The organism is Acidovorax sp. FJL06, assembly GCF_003852545.1.
Classification (GTDB): domain Bacteria; phylum Pseudomonadota; class Gammaproteobacteria; order Burkholderiales; family Burkholderiaceae_C; genus Acidovorax.
Genome location: NZ_QAJR01000020.1, coordinates 3,296 through 26,296 on the forward strand (window position 1 = coordinate 3,296; position 23,001 = coordinate 26,296).

Annotated in this window: 22 protein-coding genes and 1 pseudogene; 10 read left to right on the top strand and 13 right to left on the bottom strand. The window is 68.4% G+C overall.

Annotated features, from left to right (window positions below):
* The 6 genes and pseudogenes from rpsL to DBV10_RS12795 all read right to left on the bottom strand — a co-directional run.
* Positions 1 to 165 (bottom strand): annotated as a pseudogene (rpsL, locus tag DBV10_RS12770) (30S ribosomal protein S12); the annotation flags it as partial.
* A 311-nt stretch (positions 166 to 476) separates the two neighbouring features.
* Entirely contained in the window at positions 477 to 1,646 is a 1,170-nt protein-coding gene (locus DBV10_RS12775) for a D-alanyl-D-alanine carboxypeptidase family protein (protein WP_124514006.1), read from the bottom strand.
* Positions 1,647 to 1,740: 94 nt separating this feature from the next.
* Positions 1,741 to 2,391, bottom strand: a complete 651-nt coding sequence (locus tag DBV10_RS12780; RefSeq protein WP_124514007.1) for an alpha/beta hydrolase — start codon at positions 2,389 to 2,391, stop codon at positions 1,741 to 1,743.
* An 87-nt stretch (positions 2,392 to 2,478) separates the two neighbouring features.
* Positions 2,479 to 2,838 (bottom strand): ferredoxin, encoded by a 360-nt coding sequence (locus DBV10_RS12785; RefSeq protein ID WP_124514008.1) that lies wholly within the window; start codon positions 2,836 to 2,838, stop codon positions 2,479 to 2,481.
* A gap of 9 nt (positions 2,839 to 2,847) precedes the next feature.
* Entirely contained in the window at positions 2,848 to 3,945 is a 1,098-nt protein-coding gene (locus DBV10_RS12790; protein ID WP_124514009.1) for a VanZ family protein, read from the bottom strand.
* Positions 3,946 to 3,957: 12 nt separating this feature from the next.
* Positions 3,958 to 4,395, bottom strand: coding sequence for a CopD family protein (locus tag DBV10_RS12795; RefSeq protein ID WP_124514010.1), 438 nt, complete (start codon positions 4,393 to 4,395; stop codon positions 3,958 to 3,960).
* Positions 4,396 to 4,748: 353 nt separating this feature from the next.
* On the opposite strand from DBV10_RS12795, the gene hemB reads away from it, so the two are divergent.
* A complete protein-coding gene (gene hemB, locus DBV10_RS12800; protein WP_124514011.1) occupies positions 4,749 to 5,756 on the top strand; it encodes a porphobilinogen synthase in 1,008 nt (335 codons plus the stop codon).
* 60 nt (positions 5,757 to 5,816) lie between these two features.
* Positions 5,817 to 6,956, top strand: a complete 1,140-nt coding sequence (locus DBV10_RS12805; protein WP_124514012.1) for a magnesium transporter CorA family protein — start codon at positions 5,817 to 5,819, stop codon at positions 6,954 to 6,956.
* A gap of 168 nt (positions 6,957 to 7,124) precedes the next feature.
* On the opposite strand, the gene DBV10_RS12810 is transcribed toward DBV10_RS12805, so the two are convergent.
* Positions 7,125 to 7,985 (bottom strand): amidohydrolase family protein, encoded by an 861-nt coding sequence (locus DBV10_RS12810; protein ID WP_370451168.1) that lies wholly within the window; start codon positions 7,983 to 7,985, stop codon positions 7,125 to 7,127.
* Between the two features lie 72 nt (positions 7,986 to 8,057).
* The gene (locus DBV10_RS12815) at positions 8,058 to 8,747 is read right to left on the bottom strand and encodes a dienelactone hydrolase family protein (protein WP_124514013.1); all 690 of its coding nucleotides are present in this window, start codon (positions 8,745 to 8,747) and stop codon (positions 8,058 to 8,060) included.
* A 98-nt stretch (positions 8,748 to 8,845) separates the two neighbouring features.
* On the opposite strand from DBV10_RS12815, the gene DBV10_RS12820 reads away from it, so the two are divergent.
* From DBV10_RS12820 to creC, 4 genes are all read left to right on the top strand, one after another.
* Complete coding sequence (locus DBV10_RS12820) at positions 8,846 to 9,595, top strand: SDR family oxidoreductase (protein ID WP_124514014.1); 750 nt, start codon at positions 8,846 to 8,848, stop codon at positions 9,593 to 9,595.
* A 161-nt stretch (positions 9,596 to 9,756) separates the two neighbouring features.
* The gene (locus tag DBV10_RS12825) at positions 9,757 to 10,392 is read left to right on the top strand and encodes a MarC family protein (RefSeq protein WP_124514015.1); all 636 of its coding nucleotides are present in this window, start codon (positions 9,757 to 9,759) and stop codon (positions 10,390 to 10,392) included.
* Between the two features lie 81 nt (positions 10,393 to 10,473).
* A complete protein-coding gene (locus tag DBV10_RS12830; RefSeq protein ID WP_124514016.1) occupies positions 10,474 to 11,154 on the top strand; it encodes a response regulator in 681 nt (226 codons plus the stop codon).
* Positions 11,155 to 11,227: 73 nt separating this feature from the next.
* Entirely contained in the window at positions 11,228 to 12,697 is a 1,470-nt protein-coding gene (creC, locus tag DBV10_RS12835; RefSeq protein WP_124514017.1) for a two-component system sensor histidine kinase CreC, read from the top strand.
* Positions 12,698 to 12,804: 107 nt separating this feature from the next.
* Here creC and DBV10_RS12840 read toward each other — a convergent pair whose 3' ends face one another.
* Complete coding sequence (locus tag DBV10_RS12840; RefSeq protein ID WP_124514018.1) at positions 12,805 to 13,341, bottom strand: hypothetical protein; 537 nt, start codon at positions 13,339 to 13,341, stop codon at positions 12,805 to 12,807.
* A gap of 143 nt (positions 13,342 to 13,484) precedes the next feature.
* Here DBV10_RS12840 and DBV10_RS12845 point away from each other — a divergent pair, with 143 nt between their 5' ends.
* Positions 13,485 to 15,002, top strand: a complete 1,518-nt coding sequence (locus DBV10_RS12845; protein WP_124514019.1) for a cell envelope integrity protein CreD — start codon at positions 13,485 to 13,487, stop codon at positions 15,000 to 15,002.
* Entirely contained in the window at positions 14,999 to 15,349 is a 351-nt protein-coding gene (locus DBV10_RS12850) for a hypothetical protein (protein WP_233589906.1), read from the top strand. The genes DBV10_RS12845 and DBV10_RS12850 overlap by 4 nt, the downstream gene beginning before the upstream one ends.
* A gap of 89 nt (positions 15,350 to 15,438) precedes the next feature.
* Here DBV10_RS12850 and DBV10_RS12855 read toward each other — a convergent pair whose 3' ends face one another.
* A complete protein-coding gene (locus DBV10_RS12855; RefSeq protein ID WP_124514020.1) occupies positions 15,439 to 16,485 on the bottom strand; it encodes a sensor domain-containing diguanylate cyclase in 1,047 nt (348 codons plus the stop codon).
* Positions 16,486 to 16,650: 165 nt separating this feature from the next.
* Positions 16,651 to 17,181, bottom strand: coding sequence for a hemerythrin domain-containing protein (locus DBV10_RS12860; RefSeq protein ID WP_124514021.1), 531 nt, complete (start codon positions 17,179 to 17,181; stop codon positions 16,651 to 16,653).
* A 269-nt stretch (positions 17,182 to 17,450) separates the two neighbouring features.
* Here DBV10_RS12860 and DBV10_RS12865 point away from each other — a divergent pair, with 269 nt between their 5' ends.
* Together DBV10_RS12865 and DBV10_RS12870 are read left to right on the top strand one after the other, a co-directional pair.
* Entirely contained in the window at positions 17,451 to 19,424 is a 1,974-nt protein-coding gene (locus DBV10_RS12865) for a DUF1800 family protein (RefSeq protein ID WP_124514022.1), read from the top strand.
* 8 nt (positions 19,425 to 19,432) lie between these two features.
* A complete protein-coding gene (locus DBV10_RS12870) occupies positions 19,433 to 20,878 on the top strand; it encodes a DUF1501 domain-containing protein (RefSeq protein ID WP_124514023.1) in 1,446 nt (481 codons plus the stop codon).
* Between the two features lie 515 nt (positions 20,879 to 21,393).
* Here DBV10_RS12870 and DBV10_RS12880 read toward each other — a convergent pair.
* Both DBV10_RS12880 and DBV10_RS12885 read right to left on the bottom strand, forming a co-directional pair.
* Positions 21,394 to 22,164, bottom strand: coding sequence for a hypothetical protein (locus DBV10_RS12880; protein ID WP_124514024.1), 771 nt, complete (start codon positions 22,162 to 22,164; stop codon positions 21,394 to 21,396).
* A 148-nt stretch (positions 22,165 to 22,312) separates the two neighbouring features.
* A complete protein-coding gene (locus DBV10_RS12885) occupies positions 22,313 to 22,996 on the bottom strand; it encodes an ABC-type transport auxiliary lipoprotein family protein (RefSeq protein WP_124514025.1) in 684 nt (227 codons plus the stop codon).
* Positions 22,997 to 23,001 lie beyond the last annotated feature (5 nt).

Here is a 23,001-nt window from a genome sequence, read left to right on the forward strand (position 1 = left end):
CACCTTGGCGACCTTACGCAGAGCGGAGTTAGGCTTCTTGGGCGTCGTGGTGTACACACGGGTGCACACGCCGCGGCGCTGGGGAGAGTTTTCCATCGCAGGGCTCTTGGACTTGGTCTTTTCGACCTCGCGCCCCTGACGGACCAGTTGATTGATGGTTGGCATGAAATACGTCCCTAAACGTAAAAAACGAAAACGTGAAACCCTTCGGAAATTCCGAAAAGCCTTCTAATGTAGCAGCAAGCCCCTGAACGGGCAAGCGGTACGAGGCCTCTCCCCTGGGCACAGCAAGAGTTCTCCCCCCTCTCGCAGACTGCAGCGCGAAGCGCCGCACAACCTGTGAAAGCGCGCAGCCAATGCCAGGGACACCGCGCAAGGGCCGCCCCGCGGCACTGGCGGCGCCCTCCTTCCCCGAATCGCGCAGCGATTCGGGGAAGGAGTGAAGGTGCAAAGCACCTCAGGGGGATGGTCCTGCTCTACTTAATCCACAGCCGGATCGCATCCCAGGCCCGGCCCAGGATGCCCGCCTGCTCCACCCCTTCCAGCGCCAGCAGGGGCACCTCGCCCACCACCTGCTCGCCCAGCATCACCTTGAGGGAGCCGATAGGCTGGCCCTTGGTGTAAGGCGCCACCAGGGGGTCGGGGCGGGAGATTTGGGTGGTGACCTTGCCAGCGCTGCCCGCAGGCACGGCCACGACGATGGCCTCTTCGCGGCCGATTTTCAGCACGCTGTCCTTGCCCTTCCAGACGGCGGGGGTGGCCACGGGCTTGCCGGCATCGAACAATTTGACGGCTTCGAACGCGGTGTAGCCCCAGTTCAACAGCTTCTGGCTTTCGTTCGCGCGCGCGTTTTCGCTGGCGGCACCGAGCACGATGGACAGCAGGCGGCGCTGGCCCACGCCAGGGAAGTCACGCTTGGACGTGGCCACCAGGCAATAGCCGGCGGCGGCAGTGTGGCCGGTCTTGAGGCCGTCCACGGTCGGGTCGCGGAACAGCAGCGAATTGCGGTTGCTGCCATTCGATGCCGGGGTGCCAGGGTAGCTGTACTGCTTGGTGGCGTAATAGTGCATGTACTCCGGGAAGTCCTTCATCAGGCGCATGGCCAGCACGGAGAGGTCGCGCGCCGTGGTGGTGTGGCCGGGTTCGGTCAGGCCTTCGGGGTTCTTGTAGCTCGTGCCGTTCATGCCCAGGGCCTTGGCCTGGTCGTTCATGAGCTTGACGAAGTTCTCGGCCGTGCCGCCCACGCCTTCGGCCAGGGCCATGGTGGCGTCGTTGCCCGACTGCACGATCATGCCCTTGATGAGGTCTTCGACCGGCACCTGCATCTTGGGGTCGATGAACATGCGCGAGCCGGGCATCTTCCAGGCGCGCACGCTCACGGGCAGCTTCTGGTCCAGCGCGATCTTCTTGGCACGCAGCGCGTCAAACACCAGGTAGCCCGTCATGAGCTTGGTGAGCGAGGCCTGCTCCACGGGCGCGTCGATGTCCTTGGCGGCCAGCACCTGGTTGGCGGTGACGTCCACCAGCAGGTAGGTGCGCGCGGCGATTTCGGGGGGCTGGGGTGCCTGGGCCAGGGCGCCGAAGGCAGCAGGGGCCACCGCAGCAAAGACGGCCAGGGATCGCAACGCAGACAGGATTCGTTTCATGGGGCAATAGGGGGCTGGAGAGGCTCGAAAAAAGGGAAAAGGAAAAAAGCGCGCAGAGAGGGGGTGCAAGGCCCGGCAGGCCCGGGCGCCCCCCTCAGGCGCCCGATTGCAGGTGGCGCACCACCAGGTTCTTCAAAAGCGGCAATTGTCCGTGAAAGAAATGCCCCCCTGCGGGGATGACTGTGACAGGCAGTATCTGGGGCCGCGCCCAGTCCATCACGGCGGCCAGCGGCACGGTGTCGTCCGCCTCGCCATGCACGACCAGGGTGCGCAGGTGGGCATCGGGCGGCACCGGCGCCACGGTGAAGCGGCTGGCGGCGGTGCCGACCAGCACCGCCTGGTCCACGCGGCCCTGGGGCCAGAGCGCGGCCAGCGCGTGGCTGGTGACAAACGCGCCAAACGAGAAGCCCGCCAGCGCGATGCGCTGGCCTGCGGCGGCAGGCGCCACCTGCTCCACCACGGCCAGCAGGTCCGAAAGCTCGCCCCGGCCTTCGTCGTGCACACCGACCGTGCCCCCCACGCCCCGGAAGTTGAAGCGCACGGCCGTGTAGCCGCACTGCACAAAGGCACGCGCCAGGGTCTGCACGACCTTGTTGTCCATGGTGCCGCCAAACAGCGGGTGGGGGTGGGCGATGATGGCCACGCCCCGGGGGCTGGCGCCCTCGGCCAGCACGGCGCTGTCGCGCACGGCCTCGATGGCGCCGGCGGCGCCGGCGAGGGTCAGGCGTTCGGTCTGGGCATTCACGGATTTGCTACTCAATCAATAGCTGCCAGCGTACGTCCATCCAGCGCCAGCAGCCAAAATCATTCAAAAGGGGGAGTGGAGCCGGTTTCAACGGCCAAGTTCCGCGGGCGTGACCAGGCGCTCCACCACCTGGCCGTTCTTGAGGTGCGATTCGACGATTTCGTCGATGTCGGCGGCATCCACATAGGTGTACCACGTGCCCTCGGGGTAGACCACGGCCACGGGGCCGCCGGCGCAGCGGTCCAGGCAGCCAGCCTTGTTCACGCGTACCTTGCCGGCGCCCGCCAACCCGGCCGCCTTGACCTGGGCCTTGCAGCGGTCAAACCCCGCCTGGGCGTTGTGGTGGGCACAGCTGTCTTCGCCGTTGGTGCGCTCGTTCAGGCAAAAGAAGATGTGGCGCTGGTAGTAGCCGGGCGCTGCGGCCAGTGGGGTGGATGGTTCACTCATCCCCGCATTTTAGGTTTGCGCCTCCCGCCGGGACACCCGCAAAAGCACATACAGCAGCGTGGCATAAGGCCACAGCCAGCCCAGCCACTGCCCCAAACCGTAGAAGCGGATGAAGCGGCCCTGCTCCCAGATCTGAAGGGTCTGGGCAAAGTAAGCGCTGGTGGGCGCCTGGTTGAGCAGCGCCAGGTGCCAGGCCAGCGCCAGCAGCAGCACGGCGGCGCAGGCCCTGCGCGGCAGCGCCAGCATCAGCAGCGCCAGGCCCAGCGCACACCACATTCCCACGCGCACGGGCAGGCCCATCCACTCCCAGGCGTGCACCGGGCCCCAGCTCAGCGCCGCCGACAACGCCGTGAGCGTGACCCCCACGACCACCACCGCCAGCGCAAACAGCGCCCGCCGCCCCATCTGGCGGATCACGCAGTAGCCCAGCAGGCAGGGGATGAGCAGCCCCAGCGTCACACACAGCAGCTCGCCACTGGGGGAGAGCGGGTCCAGCTCGGCATCGCGCAGGGGCAGCCAGTCCAGGAACGGGGTGTCGGCCAGCAGCTCGATGAGCGCCGCCTCCAGCCGCTCCAGCACCTGGCCCAGCCCGAAAGGCACGGCGGCCGGGAACAGCAGCGCCATCGGCCACAGCGCCAGCAGCACCATGCCCCCGCTGGCATCCGAGACAAACCAGCGTGCGCGGAAATGGCTCCATCGGTCCAGCGCGCCCAAGCGCTCCAGCAGCGCAGCGCTCAGCGCCCCCGCCAGGGTGCCCAGGGCATTGAGCACCAGGTCCAGGTTAGAGGGCACCCGCCGGGGCAGGTAGATCTGCAAAAACTCCATGGCCAGCGACAGCAGCGCACCCACCACCGTGGCCAGCACCACCGCCCCGCGCCCCGCGCCCGAACGCAGCATGCCCAGCACCAGCAAAAAACCCAGCGGCGCATAGCCCACGGCATTGGTGACCACGTCGAACCCCGTCCAGTAGGGCGGGGGCAGGCGGGCCAGCAGGAACACCAGCGGGTCGATGCCCTGCGCGCGCCAGCCGTCAAACGGGAACAGGCTCGCAAAAACGATGAGCGCCGTGTAGATCAGCGCCAGGGGCCAGGCGGAGGTCTTGTGCACTGCCGCGCTGGCTCAAAAGGGCTTCACGACCACCAAAATCACCGCCGCCAGCAGCAGCAGCACCGGTGCTTCGTTGAACCAGCGGAACCACACATGGCTCTTGCGGCAGCTGCCGTCGGCCAGCTTGCGCAGCAGCCCGGCGCAGGCATGGTGGTAGCCGATCACCAGCAGCACCACGGCCAGCTTGGCGTGCATCCAGCCATTTCCCTGTGACGCGGGGCCCCGGCCGATGCCGTAGCCCAGCCACAGCCACAGCCCCAGGGCCAGTGCGGGCACTGCCAGCAAGGTGGTGAACCGCAGGAGCTTGCGCGCCATCAAGAGCAGCCGGTCACGCTCGGCCACCGAACCGGGGGCCACCATCGCCAGGTTGACGAAGATGCGCGGCAGATAGAAAAGGCCGGCAAACCAGCTGGCCACGAAGATGATGTGAAAGGCTTTGACCCAGAGCATGGGTGCAGTTTACGTTCCTGCAAGCTTTGCCCAGGCCCGCCATGGCCCGGGAGCGGACAAAAAAAGCCCGGCAGTCCGCCGGGCCAGGAAAGCCTGTTTTGCATTGCTGCAACCCAAGGCCCCGCTCAGGGAGGAAAGCGGGGGGCAGCAAGCCGCCCGGCGCCAATTTAGCACCGGGTCCCGGGCGTTACAAGCGGCCAATCCCGGTGGCGCCGCCGCCACACACAGGGTGGAAACCGGCACGCACCTGGGCCACCGCCCCTGCGCACCTGTACCCCCGCGCCGGCAGAGCCGGCGCGCCGAGTGCGCCCCTCAGGACAAGGCGCGCAGCGGCTCAGGGAGATAATCTTCCGATGCATCTCCAAAGCCCCGCCCCCTTCCCCCAGAACCGCCCGCGCCGCCTGCGCCGCGATGCCTTCACCCGCCGCCTGGTGCGCGAGAACGCCGTCACCGCCGACGACCTGATCTACCCCGTGTTCGTGCACGAGGGCAGCCAGCGCAGCGAGTCCGTGGCGTCGATGCCCGGCGTGGACCGCCTGAGCCTGGATCTGCTGCTGCCCGTGGCCGAAGACTGCGTGCAGCTGGGCATCCCGGTGCTGGCGCTGTTCCCGGCGATCGACCCATCCCTGAAGACGCCCGACGGCAAGGAAGCCCTGAACCCCGACGGCCTGATCCCGCGCGTGGTGCGGGCGCTGAAGAAGGAATTCCCCACCCTGGGCGTGATGACCGACGTGGCGCTGGACCCCTACACCAGCCACGGGCAGGACGGCGTGCTGGATGAGACCGGCTACATCATCAACGACGACACGGTGGAGATCCTCACCGGCCAAGCGCTCACGCATGCCGAGGCGGGCGTGGACATCGTCGCGCCGAGCGACATGATGGACGGGCGCATCGGCGCGATCCGCGAGGCGCTGGAGGTGCAGGGCCACATCCACACCCGCATCATGGCCTACAGCGCCAAGTACGCCAGCGCCTTCTACGGCCCCTTCCGCGACGCCGTGGGCACGCGCGGCGCCCTGGGCAAGGCCGACAAGAACGTCTACCAGATGGACCCCGGCAACAGCGACGAGGCCCTGCGCGAAGTCGCCATCGACATCGCCGAAGGTGCCGACATGGTGATGGTCAAGCCCGGCATGCCCTACCTGGACATCGTGCGCCGCGTGAAGGACGAGTTCAAGGTGCCCACCTTTGCCTACCAGGTGAGCGGCGAGTACGCCATGCTCAAGGCCGCCGCCGCCAATGGCTGGCTTCAGCATGACGCCGTGATGATGGAAAGCCTGCTGGCCTTCAAGCGCGCGGGCGCCGATGGTGTGCTGACCTACTTCGCGCGCGATGCCGCACGTTTGCTCCGAAAATAAGAGCTGCTAGCGCTTATTGGACAAGCGCTACGGGCCGATTTGAATCCAAGACGGGGTTGCATGCGCATTTTTCACATCCACAGCGGCGGCGTGCAGGAGCTCACGGCCCTGCCCGCCCAGATGCCCGCGCAGGGCTTTGTCTGGATCGCCTGCGCGCGCCCGGCGTTCCAGGCCCGGCTGGCCGAGATCCAGGGCCGGCTGCAGGCCCTGGTGGGGCTGCAGCTGGTGGACCTGCATGTGTCCGACCTGCTCAACGCCCAGCTGCCCTCGCACTACGACTACACCTCGCAGTACGACCTGCTGGTGTTCCGCCGCCTGGCCACCGCGCAGGGCGATGCCACCGAGCTGGCGGCCGCACCAGGGGACGGCCCCGCTGCGCCACCGAAGCGCAGCGGCCCGCCCGTGCTGCGGCGCATCGACACCAGCCCCGTGGGCTTTGCGGTGTTCGACCAGCTGCTGCTCACCGTGCACCCGACGGACTGCGCCGTGCACGATGCCTATGCGGCGCGCCTGCTGGCCGCCCTGCCCGCCAGCCCCAGCAGCCCCACCGAGGGCCGCAGCAGCCCCGTGCCTGGCGCGCGCGTGCCCACCAGCCCGGCCGATTTGATGCTGCGCGTGGTCAACCTGATGGTGGACGGCTACCTGGACCTGCGCCGCGAACTCACGCGCCAGCTCGACCACTGGCAGACCGAGCTGCTCAAGCCCCGCGCACGCTATGTGAACTGGACCTCGCTGCTCGAAGCGCGCCTGTCGCTGCACATGCTGGACGAAATCTGCGAAGACCAGCGCACCGCCGTGCAGGACTGGATCGACGCGCTGGAAACCTGGGCCCTGCCCGACACCCCCACGGGCCTGCGCGAGCTGGATTTGCTCAAGGTGCGCTCGCGCGACGTGCTGGAGCACATCGAGCGCGTGGTGCACCATGTGCGCCGGCTGGAGCAAAGCACCGAGACCGCCGTGCAAATGCATTTTTCGGTGCAGAGCAACCGCACCAACGACATCATGCGCACGCTCACCGCGCTCACGGCCGTGTTTCTGCCGCTGAACCTGATCGCGGGCATCTTCGGCATGAACTTCGAGTTCATCCCGCTGATCCACAAGGCCGACGGCTTCTGGTGGGCGCTGGGGTCAATGGTCTTCATCGCGCTGGCGCTGGTGCTGCTGTTCTGGCGCAAGCGGTATCTGGCGAGGACGAGATAGGAACATCCCCCTGAGGCCCTTCGGGCCTTCCCCCTTCTCTCGGCTTCGCCGGGAAGGGGGACGATGCCCTCGCTGCGGGGCGGCCCTTGCTTGGCATCCCTGGCTTGGGTCAGCGCCCGTATCAGCGGGCGTCACCCAAAAACAGGAAGGGTCATGCGTTCCAGTGCCCTATGGCCTGGCCACCCCCAACAACCCCGCCGCGTTGTCCCACGCCACCTTGCGCGCCACGTCGGGGGGCAGGCCGCCCAGCCATTGGCGGTAGCCCTGCATCAGGCTTTCATAGTGCTGCCAGCGCTGGTTCACCCAGGTGTCCGAGCCGATCACGAAGCGCGTGGGGTACTTGAGCAGCAGCATGCGCCACGCGGGGCACAGCTGGTTGTCGTCGCACACCAGGCCGGGGCGGTACGAGAGTTCGCCCACCAGGCCGGGGTAGCGCGCCATCAGCGCGTCCACCCGCTCCACCGGCGCGCCGCCGATGCCGGTGTGGGCCCAGACCAGGCGCAGCTTCTGGCCTTGGGACGGGGTGTGAGCCATCAGCAGGTCGATGGCCACGTCGTCCACATGGGCCAGCACCACCAGGTCGCGTTGTTCGGCCAGGGCCATCAGTTTCTTGGCCACAGGGCCGTTGGCATTGGCGCTGTCGTACAGGTGGAACTCGCCAATGCCCCGGTAGGGCCCAGCCGCCGTGCCGCGCGCCAGCTCGGCCAGCACCATGTCGTAGATGCTGTCGTCGGCAAACCAGCCGGTGTAGTCGGCGCGGCTGCGGTACAGGCGCACAAAGGGCACCACCGTGACGCCCGCCGCGCGCGTCTGCGGCAGCGCCGCCAGCGTCAGCGAGCCCGCGTTGGGCCGCGAGTTGGCCACGATGGCGCGCACGCCGCTGGCCTGCATGCGCGCCAGCACGTCGGCGGGCGGGTGGGGGCCCGTGTTGCCATCCCAGGCTTCCTCGTTGTAGTGCAGGTGGGCGTCGAACAGCGGGCCGGTGTAGTCGGCCGCCTGGGCCAGGGCAGAAGAAGCTATCAAAACAATAGCTGCAAGCGCCCGCCAGACGAGTGCCAGAGGCCAAAAATGCCTGAATCCCGCCATGGCAGCCCCCTTGCGTCAGGCCAGGTGCTGGGCCAAGAAGGCCAGCGTGCGCTCGCGCGCGGCATGGGCCGCTGCCTCGTCGTAGCTGCCGCGGTGGTTGCAGTTGAAGCCATGGTCGGCCGGGTACACATGCACCTCGACCTCGGGATGGGCCTGGGCCAATGCCTGCACACCCTCCAGCGGGATATGGCGGTCGCGCTCGCCAAAATGCACCATCACGGGCACGCGGGGCTGGCGCGCCGCTTCGGCAAGGGTGGTCATACCACCACCGTAGTAGGGCACGGCGGCCGACAGGCCGGTGAGCTGGCTGGCCGCGCGCCAGGCCAGCAGGCCGCCCCAGCAATAACCCACGATGCCGACCTTGCCACCGCTTTGCGCGGCGGCGTAGTCGATGGCGGCCTGGATGTCGGGCATCACGCCCGGGGCAGGCAGGCCCTCGACCGCCGCCTTCAGGCCCATGCCGGCCTGCATGTCGTCACCGGTGTAGCCCAGCTCCACCCCCTGCTTGACGCGGTGGAAGGTGGACGGCGCCACGGCCAGGTAGCCGCTGGCGGCGTACCGGTCGGCCACCGCGCGGATGTGCGCGTTCACGCCAAAGATCTCCTGCAGCACCACCACGGCGCCCCGGGGCGTGCCCTCGGGCCGCGCCACCCAGGCGGGGGCCACAAAACCGTCGCTTGACGTCAGATCGACAAACTGTCCCATGCTGAATGCTCCTTGATAAGAATGGTGCGCGGATGGGCTGCGCAGCGGGGCGCAGAACCTGTTCCACAATGTGCCATTCTTGCAGGAGCCCCCATCCCATGGAGAAGAAGATCGCACTCATCACCGGCGCCAGCCGGGGCATTGGCGCCGCCACCGCACGGTTGGCGGCGCGCCAGGGCTGGGCCGTGGCCGTCAACTACCACGCCAACCAGGCGGCCGCGCAGGCCGTGGTCGATGCCATCCGAGCCGGCGGCGGCACGGCCATGGCAGTGCAGGCCGACGTGGCGAAGGAGGAAGACATCCTGGCCATGTTCGAGGCCGTGGACACCCAGCTCGGCCGCATCGGCGCGCTGGTCAACAACGCGGGCGTGGTGGACACCACCCAGCGGGTCGATGACATGAGTGTGGCGCGCCTGCGCCGCATGTTCGACACCAATGTGATCGGCAGCTTTGTCTGCGCCCGCGAGGCCGTGCGGCGCATGAGCACGCGCCATGGCGGCGCGGGCGGGGCCATCGTCAACGTCTCCAGCGCCGCGTCGCGCCTGGGCTCGGCCCACCAGTATGTGGACTACGCAGCGGCCAAGGGCGCCATCGACACCTTCACCATCGGCCTGGCGCGCGAGGTGGCGGCCGAGGGCATCCGCGTGAATGCCGTGCGCCCGGGCCTGATCGAGACCGACATCCACGCCAGCGGCGGCCTGCCCGACCGCGTGCGCGACCTGTCGCACCAGGTGCCCATGCTGCGCGGCGGCACGGCCGACGAGGTGGCCCAGGCCATCGTCTGGCTGATGTCGCCGGCGGCGAGCTACACCACGGCCACGCTGATGGATGTGTCGGGCGGGCGCTGAGCACATACCGCAGACGGGCTGCGTGTCCGCTGCAGTGCAGCATGCCCCACGGCCAGACCGCGCAGAAAACACCGCATACTCGCGCACAGCCCCGGGCAGCGCCGCCCCCGCCCGGCCCGAGCCCGACAACACCCTGCCCTCTTGCCCTTGGGAGCCGCCTGATGGACCTCAAACCCCTGATCACCCTGCTGGCCATCGTGAACCCGTTGGCCATCGTGCCGTTCTTCATCCACTACACGCAAGGGTTCTCGTACGCGCAGCGGCGCCGCACCATCCAGGTGGCCAGCTTCAGCGTGTTTTGCGTGATTGCCGCCTGTGCGCTGCTGGGGCTGCAGATCCTCGATTTCTTCAACATCTCGCTGCAGAGCTTCCAGGTGGGCGGCGGCATGCTGCTGCTCATCAGCGCGATGAACATGCTCAACGCCCAGCCCGCCGAGGCCAAGCCCAGCACCAACGAATATGAAGAGGGCGCCGAGAAGGCCGCCGCCGGCAGCAGCATTGCCGTGGTGCCGCTCACCATCCCGCTGCTCACGGGCCCGGCCAGCATGTCCACCGTGGTGATCTATGCCGACCGCGCGCAGACCTTCTTGCAGCATGCCGCGCTGGTGGGCTACGGCGTGGTGATCGCGCTGGCCACGGCCCTGTGCTTTTCGCTGGCCGACCCGATTGCGCGCGTGCTGGGCAAGACCGGCATCAACGTGATGACCCGGCTCATGGGCCTGATCCTCGCCGCGCTGGCCGTAGAGGTGATGGCGGACGGGCTGGGCAAGATCTTCCCCATCCTCATCTCGCGCTGAATGGAACACCCTCGGAGTCGGCCGGGATCGCGCCAGTTGCATGCGCGGCGGATGGCCCACAGCACCTCGGAGCATTGAGACATGTCGGCCCGGCTTTTGCTGCTCGAAGACGATCCCGCCATCGCCCGCACCGTGGCCTACGCGCTGGAGCGTGACGGCCTGGTGGTGACGCACAGCCTGCTGGTGCACGACGCACGCCAGCAGATGGCCGCGCACCGCTTTGACCTGCTGGTGCTGGACGTGGGCCTGCCCGACGGCAGCGGACTCGACCTGCTGCGCGACCTGCGCAACGCCGTGCCCACCGCAGCAACGCCCGTGCTCATGCTCAGCGCCCACGGCGAAGAGATCGACCGCGTGCTGGGCCTGGAGCTGGGCGCCGACGACTACCTGACCAAGCCCTTCAGCCCGCGCGAACTGGCCGCGCGCGTGAAGGCCCTGCTGCGCCGCGCGGGCAAAGGCCCCGCCGCCACCGCAACCCCCCTCTTCCACGACGACGAGGCAGGCCAGCGCATCAGCCTGCGCGGCCAGGCCCTGCCACTCACACGGCGCGAATACCGCCTGCTGGCCCACCTGCTGCGCGGCGCGGGCCGCATCCACGCGCGCGACGCCCTGCTGGCCGCCGCCTGGGGCGACGACAGCGACAGCACCGACCGCACGGTGGACACGCACATCAAGACCCTGCGCGCCAAGCTGCGCGAGGTGGACCCGGGGCGTGAATACATCAGCACCCATCGCGGCATGGGCTACTGCATCGACATCTGAAACCCAATTGACCGCGAGCGCCCGTCTACAAAGCGCCAAAAGCTATTGTTTTTGAAGTAAATCCCACAGACCCATGCGCCTCGGCATCCGCCTGCTCTTTGCGTTTTTCCTCATCAACGGCATCGCCGCCTTCTTCGTGCTGCGCGTGTTCATGGCCGAGATCAAGCCCAGCGTGCGCGAGGTGATGGAAGACATGATGGTGGACACCGCCAACATCCTGGCCGAGCTGGCCAGCGAAGACCTGGCGGCCGGGCGGCTGGCAGCGGGGGCCAGCAACAGCAGCGCGAGCCCGTTTGCCCAGCATGTGCGCCGCTACGCCACGCGGCCCATCGACGCGGCGATCTGGGGGTTCTCCAAACAGTCGCTGGACTACCGCATCACCGTGACCGACACCACGGGACGCGTGCTGTTCGACTCGGAGAACCGCGCGCTCGGCGCCGACCACTCGCAGTGGCGCGATGTGGCGCGCACGCTGCGGGGCGAATACGGCGCCCGCTCCACGCGCGACGTGGAGGGCGACGACACCAGCGGCGTGATGCATGTGGCCGCGCCCATCTACGTGCAGGGCCAGATCGCGGGCGTGCTCACCGTGGCCAAGCCCACGCGCACGGTGCAGCGTTTCATTGACCGCGCGGAGCGCAAGGTGTTCATGGGCGGCCTGCTGCTGCTGGCGCTGTCGGCCGCCGTGGGCGTGGCGGTGACGCTGTGGATGGTGTGGAACGTGCGCCGCCTGCGCGACTATGCCCTGAGCGTGCAGGGCCCCGCCGAGGGCGAACGCCACGACCCGGGCGCCCCGCCCACCCCGGCCCTGGCCGTGCCCGAGGTGCCCGGCGAGCTGGGCGACCTGGCCCGCGCCATGGACCGCATGCGCGCGCGGCTGGAAGGGCGCGACTACATCGAAGGCTATGTGCGCGCCCTCACGCACGAACTCAAAAGCCCGGTGGCCGCGATCCGGGGCGCGGGCGAGCTGCTGCACGACGATCTGCCCGATGCCGACCGCGCCGAGTTCGCGACCCAGGTGGTGCAGCAAAGCGAGCGCCTGCAGCGCATCATCGACCGGCTGCTGGAGCTGTCCAAGCTGGAGCAGCGCCACCACGCCGAAGGCCGCGCGCCCGTGGCGCTGCACGCCTGCGCCGAAGCCGCCATCGCCCAGACCCGCGCCCGCGCCGGCCAGCGCGGCATCAGCCTGACGCTGGAAGGGCACGGCACCAGCGGCCCGTGGGAGGCGGAGCTGGTGACCCTGGCGCTGACCAACCTGCTGGACAACGCCATCGACTTTGCGCCCGCCGGCAGCATGGTGCGGGTGGAGCTGGAAGGCGCCACGGTGGCCGTGCAGGACAGCGGCCCCGGCGTGCCCGACTACGCGCTGCCGCGCCTGGGCGAGCGCTTTTTCACCACCGCGCGGCCCGGCGGCGAACGCAGTGGCTCGGGCCTGGGGCTGGCGATTGTCCAGCGCGTGATGGCGCTGCATGGCGGGCAGATGGTGGCGCGCAACACCGCCCCGGGGTTGCGGGTGGGGCTGGAGTTTCCCGTCGGCCATTGACTCGGCATTTTTGAACTTAGAAGACCGCTCGGGCTGAACTTGTCGAAGCCTCACGCGGCGCTTCGACTGCGCTCAACGCGAGCGATTTCAAGTGAGTTGATGCCGACTCAATTACCCCCGACCAGGCGGGGCTGGACATGGAGGAACTCGACCAGCTCTCCCACCGTGGCCACCTTGCCGAACAGGGGGTTGGCGGATGTGTGGGCCAGGCAGCGCCGGGCCCGCTGGGCCATGTCCACGATCAGGTCATCCAGGTCGTCGGCATCAAGCCGCAGATCGCGTTGCAGGTGATCGGTCACGCGCAAAGGCACGGGCTCTGCGCTGGACAGACTGCCTTGCAGTTCCTCGTAGACAGCGCGCACCACCCAGGTGTCCACGCGGCGGCAGTCGATGGAGCGGGCAAACTGGCAGATGGACTCCCCCGCGCGGCTTTGGGCCAGGCGGGCCAGGCGCAGCGCCTCGCGCCGCCCCAGGGCGGCCACCAAGCCGCCCAGCGCCAGGGCCGAACCGCCCACAGCAAAAGGGTGGACCCACAACACGCCGAGCAGGGCCAGCGCGACCATTGCGATCAAGAAGCGCGCTGGCCAGCGCAGCGGCGGGCGGGCAGCCACCGGGGGCATGAACCGGGACGCTTGTTTTTGCATGGCACTCCTGGGCACGGGGCAAGACAAATGATCACAGCTGATTCTGCCAGCGTGCCCGACTTCACACCCGCCTCACAAACTTCATAGCGCCCTCACACCCGGCCACAACACTGCCTCCACAACATTCACCTGTGGAGGATTTCTTGCTCAAACACCCCCTGTTCATCAAACTCGCGGCCCTGGCCGCCATCACAGTGCTGCTGCTTTTTGGCCTGGGCCTGATCGAGGACGTAGTGCGCGACCGGCTGCGCTACCGCAGCATCACCGCACAAAGCGTGGCCGAAAGCCTGGCCGGGCCGCAGACGCTGATGGGCCCCATGATCCACAGCGCCTGCGTGGAGAGCTGGGACGAGGAGTCTGGCAAGGGCGATGACCGCCGCATGGTCGAAAAACGCCGCGAGTTCATCCTGACCGCCATGCCCGAACAGCTCAAGCTCAGCACCGGCGCGGCCATGGAAGAGCGTGCACGGGGGCTGCACAAGGTGAACACCTACAACCTCAAGGCCCATGTGACGGCGCAGTGGGGGCCGCTGACCAGCCTGATGCCACAAACCACCATGAAGAACTCGCGCATGGTGTGTGGCGCCCCCGTGGTCATGATGGCCGTGGGCGATGCACGCGGCATCCGCACCGCGCAGCTCACGCTGGACAACCAGGCCCTGGCCCTCAAGCCTGGCACCTTCCACCCCACCTACAGCCGGGGCCTGCATGCCGTGCTGCCGGAGTCGGTGCGCGGCAAGGCCGATGGGCTGACCGCCACGCTGGACCTGGAGCTGGTGGGCACCGAGCGCCTGGGCATCGTGCCGCTGGGCGGCAGCACCGAGGTGGCGATGACCAGCAGCTGGCCCCATCCCTCGTTCGCGGGCCGCTTTTTGCCTTCGGAGCGCGAGGTCAAGAAGACCGGCTTCTCGGCCCAGTGGCGCCTGTCGTCGCTGGCCACCACGGCGCAGGCCGACATCGCCAACGGCAAACGCATCTGCCTGGCGGGCGGGGACGACGCCATCGGCCATGCACCCGGCAGCGCCCCGGGCGATTGCGCCGACAGCTTCAGCGTGGCTTTCATCGACCCGGTGAACCCCTACTCCCTCTCCGACCGCGCCACCAAGTATGGCGTGCTGTTCATCGCCCTCACCTTTGTGGCCGTGGGCCTGTTCGAGCTGATGGGAAGTGGCCCCCACGCTCCGCCGCTGCGCGGGTCGCTGCCCCCCGAGGGGGCCGCTTTTTCATCTGGGGGCGGCCCGGCGATGAAAAAACTGCGCGTGCACCCCGTGCAGTACCTGCTGGTGGGCAGTGCGCTGTGCAGCTTCTTTTTGCTGCTGGTGAGCCTGTCGGAGCACCTGCCGTTTGGCATCTCCTACGCCATTGCCGCCACCGCCTGTGTGCTGCTGCTCGCCTATTACGCCAGCCACATGCTGGGCAGCCTGGCGCGCGGCATCCCGCTGGGGGCGGGCATCGCGCTGCTGTATGGCCTGTTGTATGTGCTGCTGCAGCTGGAGCAGACGGCGTTGGCCGTGGGCGCGATCGCACTCTTCCTGGTGCTGGCCGCCGTGATGGTGCTGACCCGCAAGGTGAACTGGTACGGGCTGTCGCAGGGCGGCACGCCCAGCCGGCCCCTGCCCCCCGCCGCCCGCTCGGCCGCCCCCCGCACGGAGGCCGCATGAGCAGCGCACGCGCCACCCCCACGCCTGCCGGTGCCTGGGCACGGCACCTGGCACAGGACCCGGCCGATGGCGCCCTCGCCACCGCCGCCCGCCACCGGCCCATCCCCCTGACCGCCGCCGAGGCCGAGCGCGTGCAGCGCCACCACGATCAGCTCCTGGGCGCCCTGCGGGCCCAGGACCGGCGGGCCCTGCACAGCGCCAAGCAACAGGTGCTGGAGGCGGCGTTTCGCCCGCGCGATGCACAGGCCCCGGCCAGCGGGGTGGATTCGCCCGCCCTGCGCCAGGCACTGCGGGACCTGTCGTGGCGCATGGCGGGCCTCCTGTTGCCGCGTGGTGCGCGGCATTGAGTCCACGCAGCCATGCAACGAGGTTGGCTGCAGGGCTTTATCAGAAAGCGCCAACAGCTATCAAAACAAGAGCAAATCTCGTAAAAAGACTACACCACCACGGTGCGCCCCCGGCCTTCGCGCTTGGCGGTGTAGAGCGCCGAATCGAGCAGGCGCAGCGTGACATCGAGCGGGCGCAGAGGGTCCAGCAAGATCAGCCCCATGCTGACGGCCAGCACCAGCGGGGGCTCGATGCCGGACAGGGGGTGCGCGGCCAGCGCGGCATGCAGGCGCTGCGCCACCACCTGGGCCTGGTCCACCCGGGTGGCGGGCAGCAGGGCCAGGAACTCCTCTCCGCCCCAGCGGCTCACCACGTCGGCCGCGCGGAACACGTCACGGCACAGCGTGGCCAGCAGCTGCAGCGCCTGGTCGCCCACATGGTGGCCATGCATGTCGTTCACGCGCTTGAAGTGGTCGATGTCCATCATCAAAAGGCAGGCGGGCTCGCTGCTGCGCTGCAGCAGGGCCAGTTCCTGCCGCAGCCGCTCGGTGAACGAGCGGCGGTTGGCCAGCCCGGTCAGCGCATCGGTGTGGGCCAGCACGGCCATCTGCTGGCGGGCGGCCTCCAAGTCGGCCAGCATCCGGCCCTGGAGGTCGTTGGCGCGCTTGAGCTCCAGCAGCCGGACCACCTGGCAGGCCAAGGCGCTGAGCAGGCCCAGCACCCGCTCCGACAGCACGCGCGGCCGGTAATCCAGCACGCACAGCGTGCCCAGCGCGTGGCCGTCGGGCGTGATCAGCGGGGCCCCGGCATAGAACCGCAGCGGGTTCTCCTGGGTGACGATGCCGAAATGCGCAAACCGAGCATCCTGCTCCAGGTCGGGCACGACAAACACCCCGGAATGCTGCAGGGCGTAGTGGCACACGGACTCGCTGCGGGGCGTTTCCCGCAGCGGCAGCCCCAGCACGGCCTTGAACCACTGGCGATCCTGGTCCACAAAGCTGATCAGGGCCACGGGGGCTTCGCACACATGGCCGGCAATGTCCGCCAGCTCGTCGTAGGCGGGCTCCATCGGGGTGTCGAGAATGCCGTAGCGCCGCAGGGCCTGCAGGCGCTCGGCCTCATCGCCCGGTACATCGGGAGAACGGGTATCAGCCATGGGGCAAGGCGGCAAGGCCGCCGAAACATACCTAGAAACGGTCAGCATGCCACACAACGGCGGCCGGCACACGGGTGAAAGCACGCTTGCAGTGCGCACCGCCCCCCCCGGAGCCGTGCGCAGCCGCCCCCGGCATTTTTTCTTGGTGCCCCAGGGCCCGCCTCGTCAGGCCACCGCTTCTCGCGGGGCGCTCGCCGTAGCGACGTCCTCGGATGCATCCGCGGCGTCGGAGCAGGTGGCGCCGCCGCAGCCATGGATCAGCTCGCCGGGCAGCGCCTGCGGTGCGTGCACCACGCCCGTGGCGGGGTCAAACCCCACACGGCGCAGGTGCAGCGCCAGCGCGGCATCCATGCTCTGCGCATGCTGCGGGAACCACAGGGCCAGCTCGCTCGCCATCACCCGCAGCACCTGCAGGTCGCCCTGCGCGGCCCGCGCCGCGCCTTCGCGCATCACCTGCAGCACCACGCGGTGCTGCATGCTGTGGCAGTTGCCCGAGGCAAAGCGGGTGGAGGCCATCCAGGCATCTTCCTGGCCGAAGTGCTGGTCGGTGTGCTCCACCAGCGCCTGCCATGCGAGCGGCAATTGCGCATCCTCGGCCCGGTCCACCGCCGCCAGCAGATCGACGAACTCCCGGTGGGTGTCGTCCATCAGGGGCAGGTCCAGGCTCAGCGCATCCGACCATTCGAGTTGGGCCATGGGAATCCCTTTTGCATCCAGACAAAAGGCGAGCTTAGGATTCCTGGCGCGGGCAGGGTTTGATGCAGGTCATGGCAGTGTGGAGGGCGTACCGGAATCCGGGCGCGGCCACAAAGTGTTGCAATTGCCCATCATTTAGCGACCTGGCCACCCACCCCATTCCCAGGGGTTGTTTCGCTTGGTAACACTTGTGTTTCCGGCAATCGTCTGCCGTGTGATTAAGTGCCGGTTGCGCGCCCTGGGCGGCGCGCGTTTCACCACGACCACCCATGAAAAACACATACGAGGAACCTCTGGCCCCCCAGGTTGCAGAGGACGCAGAGGGCCACTCCGTCACCACGGCACCCGCCGCCGCAGACCGAGGCCACGGACCGCTGCTGGCCGCGCTGTTCGCCTCCACCGCCGCGCTGGCCGCCTGTGGCGGGGGTGGCGGGGACACCGCATCGGGTACCACGCCAGGTGGCTCGGCCTCCACCAACAATCCGCCCTCCGCACTCCCCGGGACCTCGGCGCCGAGCCCGGCGCCGGCCACCCCCAGTCCATCTCCGTCCCCGACCCCCAGCCCCGCCCCGGCACCCGCACCCGCCACAGGCAAGTACGCCTACCCAGCCGCAGGCACCGACCCGGAAGCTGCCCGCTTTCTGCTGCAGGCGCAGTTCTCGGCATCCACCGCCGAGATTGCAGCCCTGCGCTCCTCCACCTACTCCGACTGGCTCAACAGCCAGTTCAGCGCCGCCGCCAGCCAGACCGGCTGGGACTGGCTGAACCTGCGTGGCTATGCCGCCATCAGCGACGACACGGCCTACTACGACAACTCCTACCCGGCGGACTACATGATCTGGAACCAGCTCATGACCGCCCCCGACGGCCTGCGCAAGCGCGTGGCCCTGGCACTCTCGGAGATCTGCGTGGTGTCGCTCACGGGGGTAGACATCACCTGGCGCTGCCATGCCATGGCCTGGTACTGGGACCAACTGGTCAACAACGCCTTTGGCAACTACCGCTCGATCCTGGAAGACGTCACGCTGAACGCGGCCATGGGCTACTACCTCAACACCCGCGGCAACCAGAAGGAAAACGCAACCACAGGCCGCCAGCCGGACGAGAACTACGCCCGCGAAATCATGCAGCTGATGTCCATCGGGCTGGTGGAACTCAACCCTGACGGAACCGCGAAGAAGGACGGCGCCGGCAAGCCCATCGACAGCTACACGATGAGCGATGTGACCAACCTGGCGCGCGTGTTCACAGGCTACGACTATGACCAGACGCAGAACGTGCCCACCACCGTGCCGGGCACGGCGCGCGTGGTGTCCAACACCACCTTTGCACGCCTGCCCATGGCGCTCAATGCGTCGCGCCATTCCACGCTGGCGGCCACCTTCCTCGGCACCACCGTGCCGGCCAACACAGCCGGTGCGGCCGCACTCAAGACCGCGCTGGACACTCTGTTCAACCACCCCAATGTAGGCCCGTTCATCGGCAAGCAGCTCATCCAGCGCCTGGTGACCAGCAACCCCTCGCCCGCCTACGTGGCCCGCGTGACCGCAGCCTTCAACAACAACGGCGCAGGTGTGCGGGGCGATATGCGCGCCGTGGTCCGGGCCATCCTGCTGGATGACGAAGCGCGTGCGCCCGCGGGGCTCATTCAGCCTGCCTTTGGCAAGCTGCGCGAACCCATGCTGCGCTTCGTGCAATGGGGCCGCACCTTTGGACTGAACTCGGCCCTGGGCAGCTGGAAGATCGGCGACCTCACCGACCCCGGCTCCCGCCTGGGGCAAAGTCCGCTGCGCTCGCCGTCGGTGTTCAACTTCTTTCGCCCGGGCTATGTGCCCCCGTCCACGGCCCTGGCGACCACTGGTGCCGTGGCGCCGGAATTCCAGCTGGTCAATGAAAGCAGCGTGGGTGGCTACCTCAACTACATGCAGGGCGCGATCCGCTCGGGCATCTATGTGAATGCCCCCGACCTGCCCAACAACGGCAGCACCGCCAGCAATGGCTATGACATCAAGGCCGCCTACACCAACGAGCTCGCCATCGTGGCCGACGCCGACGCCCTGGTGGCGCGCATCAACCTGCTCATGTGTGCCGGCCAGCTGTCTGCGGCCACGGTCAAGCTCATCTCGGACGCCTTGAAGGCGACCGCCGTCACGGCTGCCAGTTCGGACAGCGCCAAGCTCGACCGCGTGGCCGCTGCGATCTTCCTGGTGATGGCCTCGGCCGAATACCTCGTTCAAAAGTAAGCCACGCCATGCACCTGCTTCAACCCGAACTCCACACGCGCCGCGCCTTCCTGCGCCGCTCCACCCAACTGGGCCTTGCGGGCACCGCCCTGCCCTTTGCACTGAATCTGGCCGCCATGGGCGAAGCCGCTGCCTTCACCGCCACGGACTACAAGGCCCTGGTCTGCGTCTTCCTGTATGGCGGCAACGACTACGCCAACACCGTCGTCACCTACGACGACGACAGCTACAACCGCTACAACACCATCCGGGGCGGCGGCTCCGGCCAGACGGCGGGCGGCATTGCACTGGCCAAGGCCGACCTCACGCCCACGCTGCTGACACCCACCACGGCCCTGCCTGGGGCCCGCCAGTACGCCCTGCATCCGGCCATGACGGGGCTCGCGGGCCTGTTCAACAGCGGCAAGGCCGCCGTGCAGCTCAACGTGGGCCCTTTGGTCGTGCCCCTGACGCGCGCGCAGTACAACAGCGCCGACCGCAGCACCTACCCCATTCCGCCCAAGCTGTTCTCGCACAATGACCAGCAGTCGGTGTGGCAGTCGTCGTCGCCCGAAGGCTCCACCGTGGGCTGGGGCGGCAACATCGGCGACCTGGCGCTGTCGTCCAATGGCAACTCGCTGTTCACCTGCATCTCGGTCACGGGCAATGCGGTGTTCCTGTCGGGCGACTCGGCCCTGCAGTACCAGGTCAGTACCAACGGCGCCGTGGCCATCAACGGCGTAAAGAGCAATGTGTACAACTCTTCCGCCGTGCGCACCGCCCTCTCCACGCTCATCCAGCAAGGCAGCGCGCAGACGCTGGAGAACGAATACAACAAGGTCACCACCCGCGCCGTCACGGCCGAAAGCCAGATCACCAGCGCACTGTCCGGCATCAACCTGGCCACGACCTTTCCCAGCAACAACTCGCTGGCCAACCAGATGAAGATGGTGGCGCGCCTCATCGGGGCACGCACCGCATTGGGCAGCAAACGCCAGGTGTTTATGGTGTCGCTGGGCGGCTTTGACCTGCACGACAACCTCATCTCGCAGCAACCCGTGCTGATGCAGCGTGTGAGCGAGGCCATGACCGCCTTCTACAACGCCACGGTGGAGCTGGGTTTGGCCGACAAGGTCACCGCCTTCACCGCCTCCGACTTCGGCCGCACGCTCAGCTCCAACGGCGATGGCTCGGACCACGGCTGGGGCAGCCACCACCTCATGGTGGGCGGCGCCGTCAAAGGCAAGGCTTTCTACGGCAAGGCGCCGCCGGTCAGCATCACCAGCACGTCCGACGCCAACGACCAGTGGCATGTGGGCCAGGGCCGCCTGCTGCCCAGCACCTCGGTGGACCAGTACGCTGCCACGCTGGCCAGCTGGTTTGGCGTGAGCAACAGCGAACTGGCGGGCGTGCTGCCCAACCTGAGCCACTTCGGTGGGGCCGACTACCCCACCAACCTGGGCTTCATGGCCTGACCGGGGGTCACGCGGCTGCGTGCCCCCTCTCCACCGCCCGGCCCCCGCCTCCCAGCGGGCCGGGGTTGGCCAACCCCAACAATGGCGGCATGAACACGTCCCCGGCCCCGCCTGGACACATTCCGCCCCGCCCCGGGTTGTCATCATCGGCTGCAGCTTTGGCGGCCTCGAAGCCACGCCCCCCGGCCGGTGCCCGGCGTATGGCCCGGCGCCAAGCAGATGGGCCGCACCGCTGCAGCCAGCCTCCTGCGCCGCCTGGCAGGGCAGTCCACCCGGCCGTTCCGCTACCGCTCCTGGGGCAATCTGGCCACCATCGGCCGCAACTCGGTCGTGGTGGACCTCAGCTCGCCCGCCGGGCCGGTGCAGTTTTCAGGCTACGCTGCCTGGCTGTTCTGGCTGTTTGCGCTCGTGTATTTCCTGATCGGCTTTCGCAACCGGCTGGTGGTGCCGCCCAGGCCTCCCCCGGCCGTAGCGACGCGGCGCGGCGGAGCGCTCCCGCGTCGCCTGGGCCCCGTTCAGCGGCCGTCGCCCTGGCCCGCGATCTGCGCAACCAGCTCGGGCAGCTTGAGCTTGGTGGCCATCTGGTGCCGCAAGGTTTTTAGCTCCGCCATCACGGCTTCTAGCTCTCCCCGCGTGGGCTGCAGGGGCCGCAGGCACTTGGCCAGCACGGGCAGCACCTCGCGCCGCATGAAGCGGCCGCCGGCCAGCGCGATCTGCACGATCACCAGCAGCACCCCCAGGGCCATGCACACCAGCACCGCCAGGTCGGCCGCATCCGGCGCCACCGCGCGCACAGTGGCGGGCCCCGCAATCATCAGGCCCAAAGCGGCCAGCGCAGCGATGCCGACCTCCTTGTCGAAATGGGTGGAGGCAAACCGTTTTTCCACCTTGGGCGACAGCAGCAGAAAAGGGCTACGGATCAGCGCCTTGCGGTCGTCGGCATGCAGCGCATGCGGGTCGCTGCGCAGTTGGCGCTCCAGGTCCAGGCGGTCCTTCCAGGCCTGTTCCAGGTCCGGGAAGGTTTGCCGCGCCAGCTCGGGCAGGGGCAGCAGCTTGGGCGCCACAGTGGCGTAGTGCGTGGGCTCGGCATTGAACGCGGTGCCGCACTGCACGCAGGTGCGCTCGTAACCCACCAGCTCCCCCTGGCTCACGGTGACGTAGTACAGATGCCCCGCAGAGCCGACCCGCCGCAGCACAAAGGCGCGGGGCTTGCGGCAGATGGGACAGAAGTCGGCCACATGGCCGAGCTTGCGATGGACGAGTTTCTTCCCCCAGACGATGAACATGGCATTCCCTCTCGAGCGTGTTGTGTGATTTTTTGGATGCGGGAAGCCGCATGGTACGCACAGCGGCGGCCTTTGTGGATATGTCCACACCTTTCACAACGCCCTCCCCCCGGGGGCCGTCCGGTTCAGTCCCGGACAGCCTGCCGCCTCACGGGCGGGCGCTGCCCACCTGCTCCACCCACTCGGACAGCTCGCCTGCCAACTGGCCCGTGGCTCCCGCGAGCGCCGCCACCCCTCCCGCCGCGTCGGCCGAGCGCGCGGGCTGCTGGGCGATGAACACCCGCTGGCCGCGCAGCGATTCGCCCGCCGGTGTCAACTCGACCACCGTGGCACGCAGGCGCACGACGCCGGCGCTGTCGGTGGGGCTGCTGAACAGGTGGCTGAACTCCTCCAGCTCCACGCGCAGCACCAGGGGCAACTTGCCGCCCGTTGCCGGGTCGCGGGCCTGGGCGGCGCCGTCATCGGCCTTCAGGATGGCACGGCGCTGGCCGAGCTGTTCGCGCAGGCGTTGCTGCAGCAGCTGCGCGGGCGGCTGGCTCCAGCGGGCCTGACTGTAGGGGCGCAGTTGCTGGCCATCGGCATAGGCTAGGCGGTAGAGCACGGCATTGCTGCCCTCGGGCAGGCCCGTGGCCTCCACGTCGGCCAGGGCCAGCGGGGGCAGGGGCGCGCGGCGGTCGGTGGGCGCGGGGGCCACGGCGCCCGGGCCAAAGTCATACAGCGCCGGGCGGACGGGCGGGGCGGGCAGGGCCGAGCAGCCAGCAACACACAAGGCCACAACGCTGATGGCGCCCGCAAGACCAGCCTTTTTTGCGATGTTTTGAATGGTTTTCATAGAGT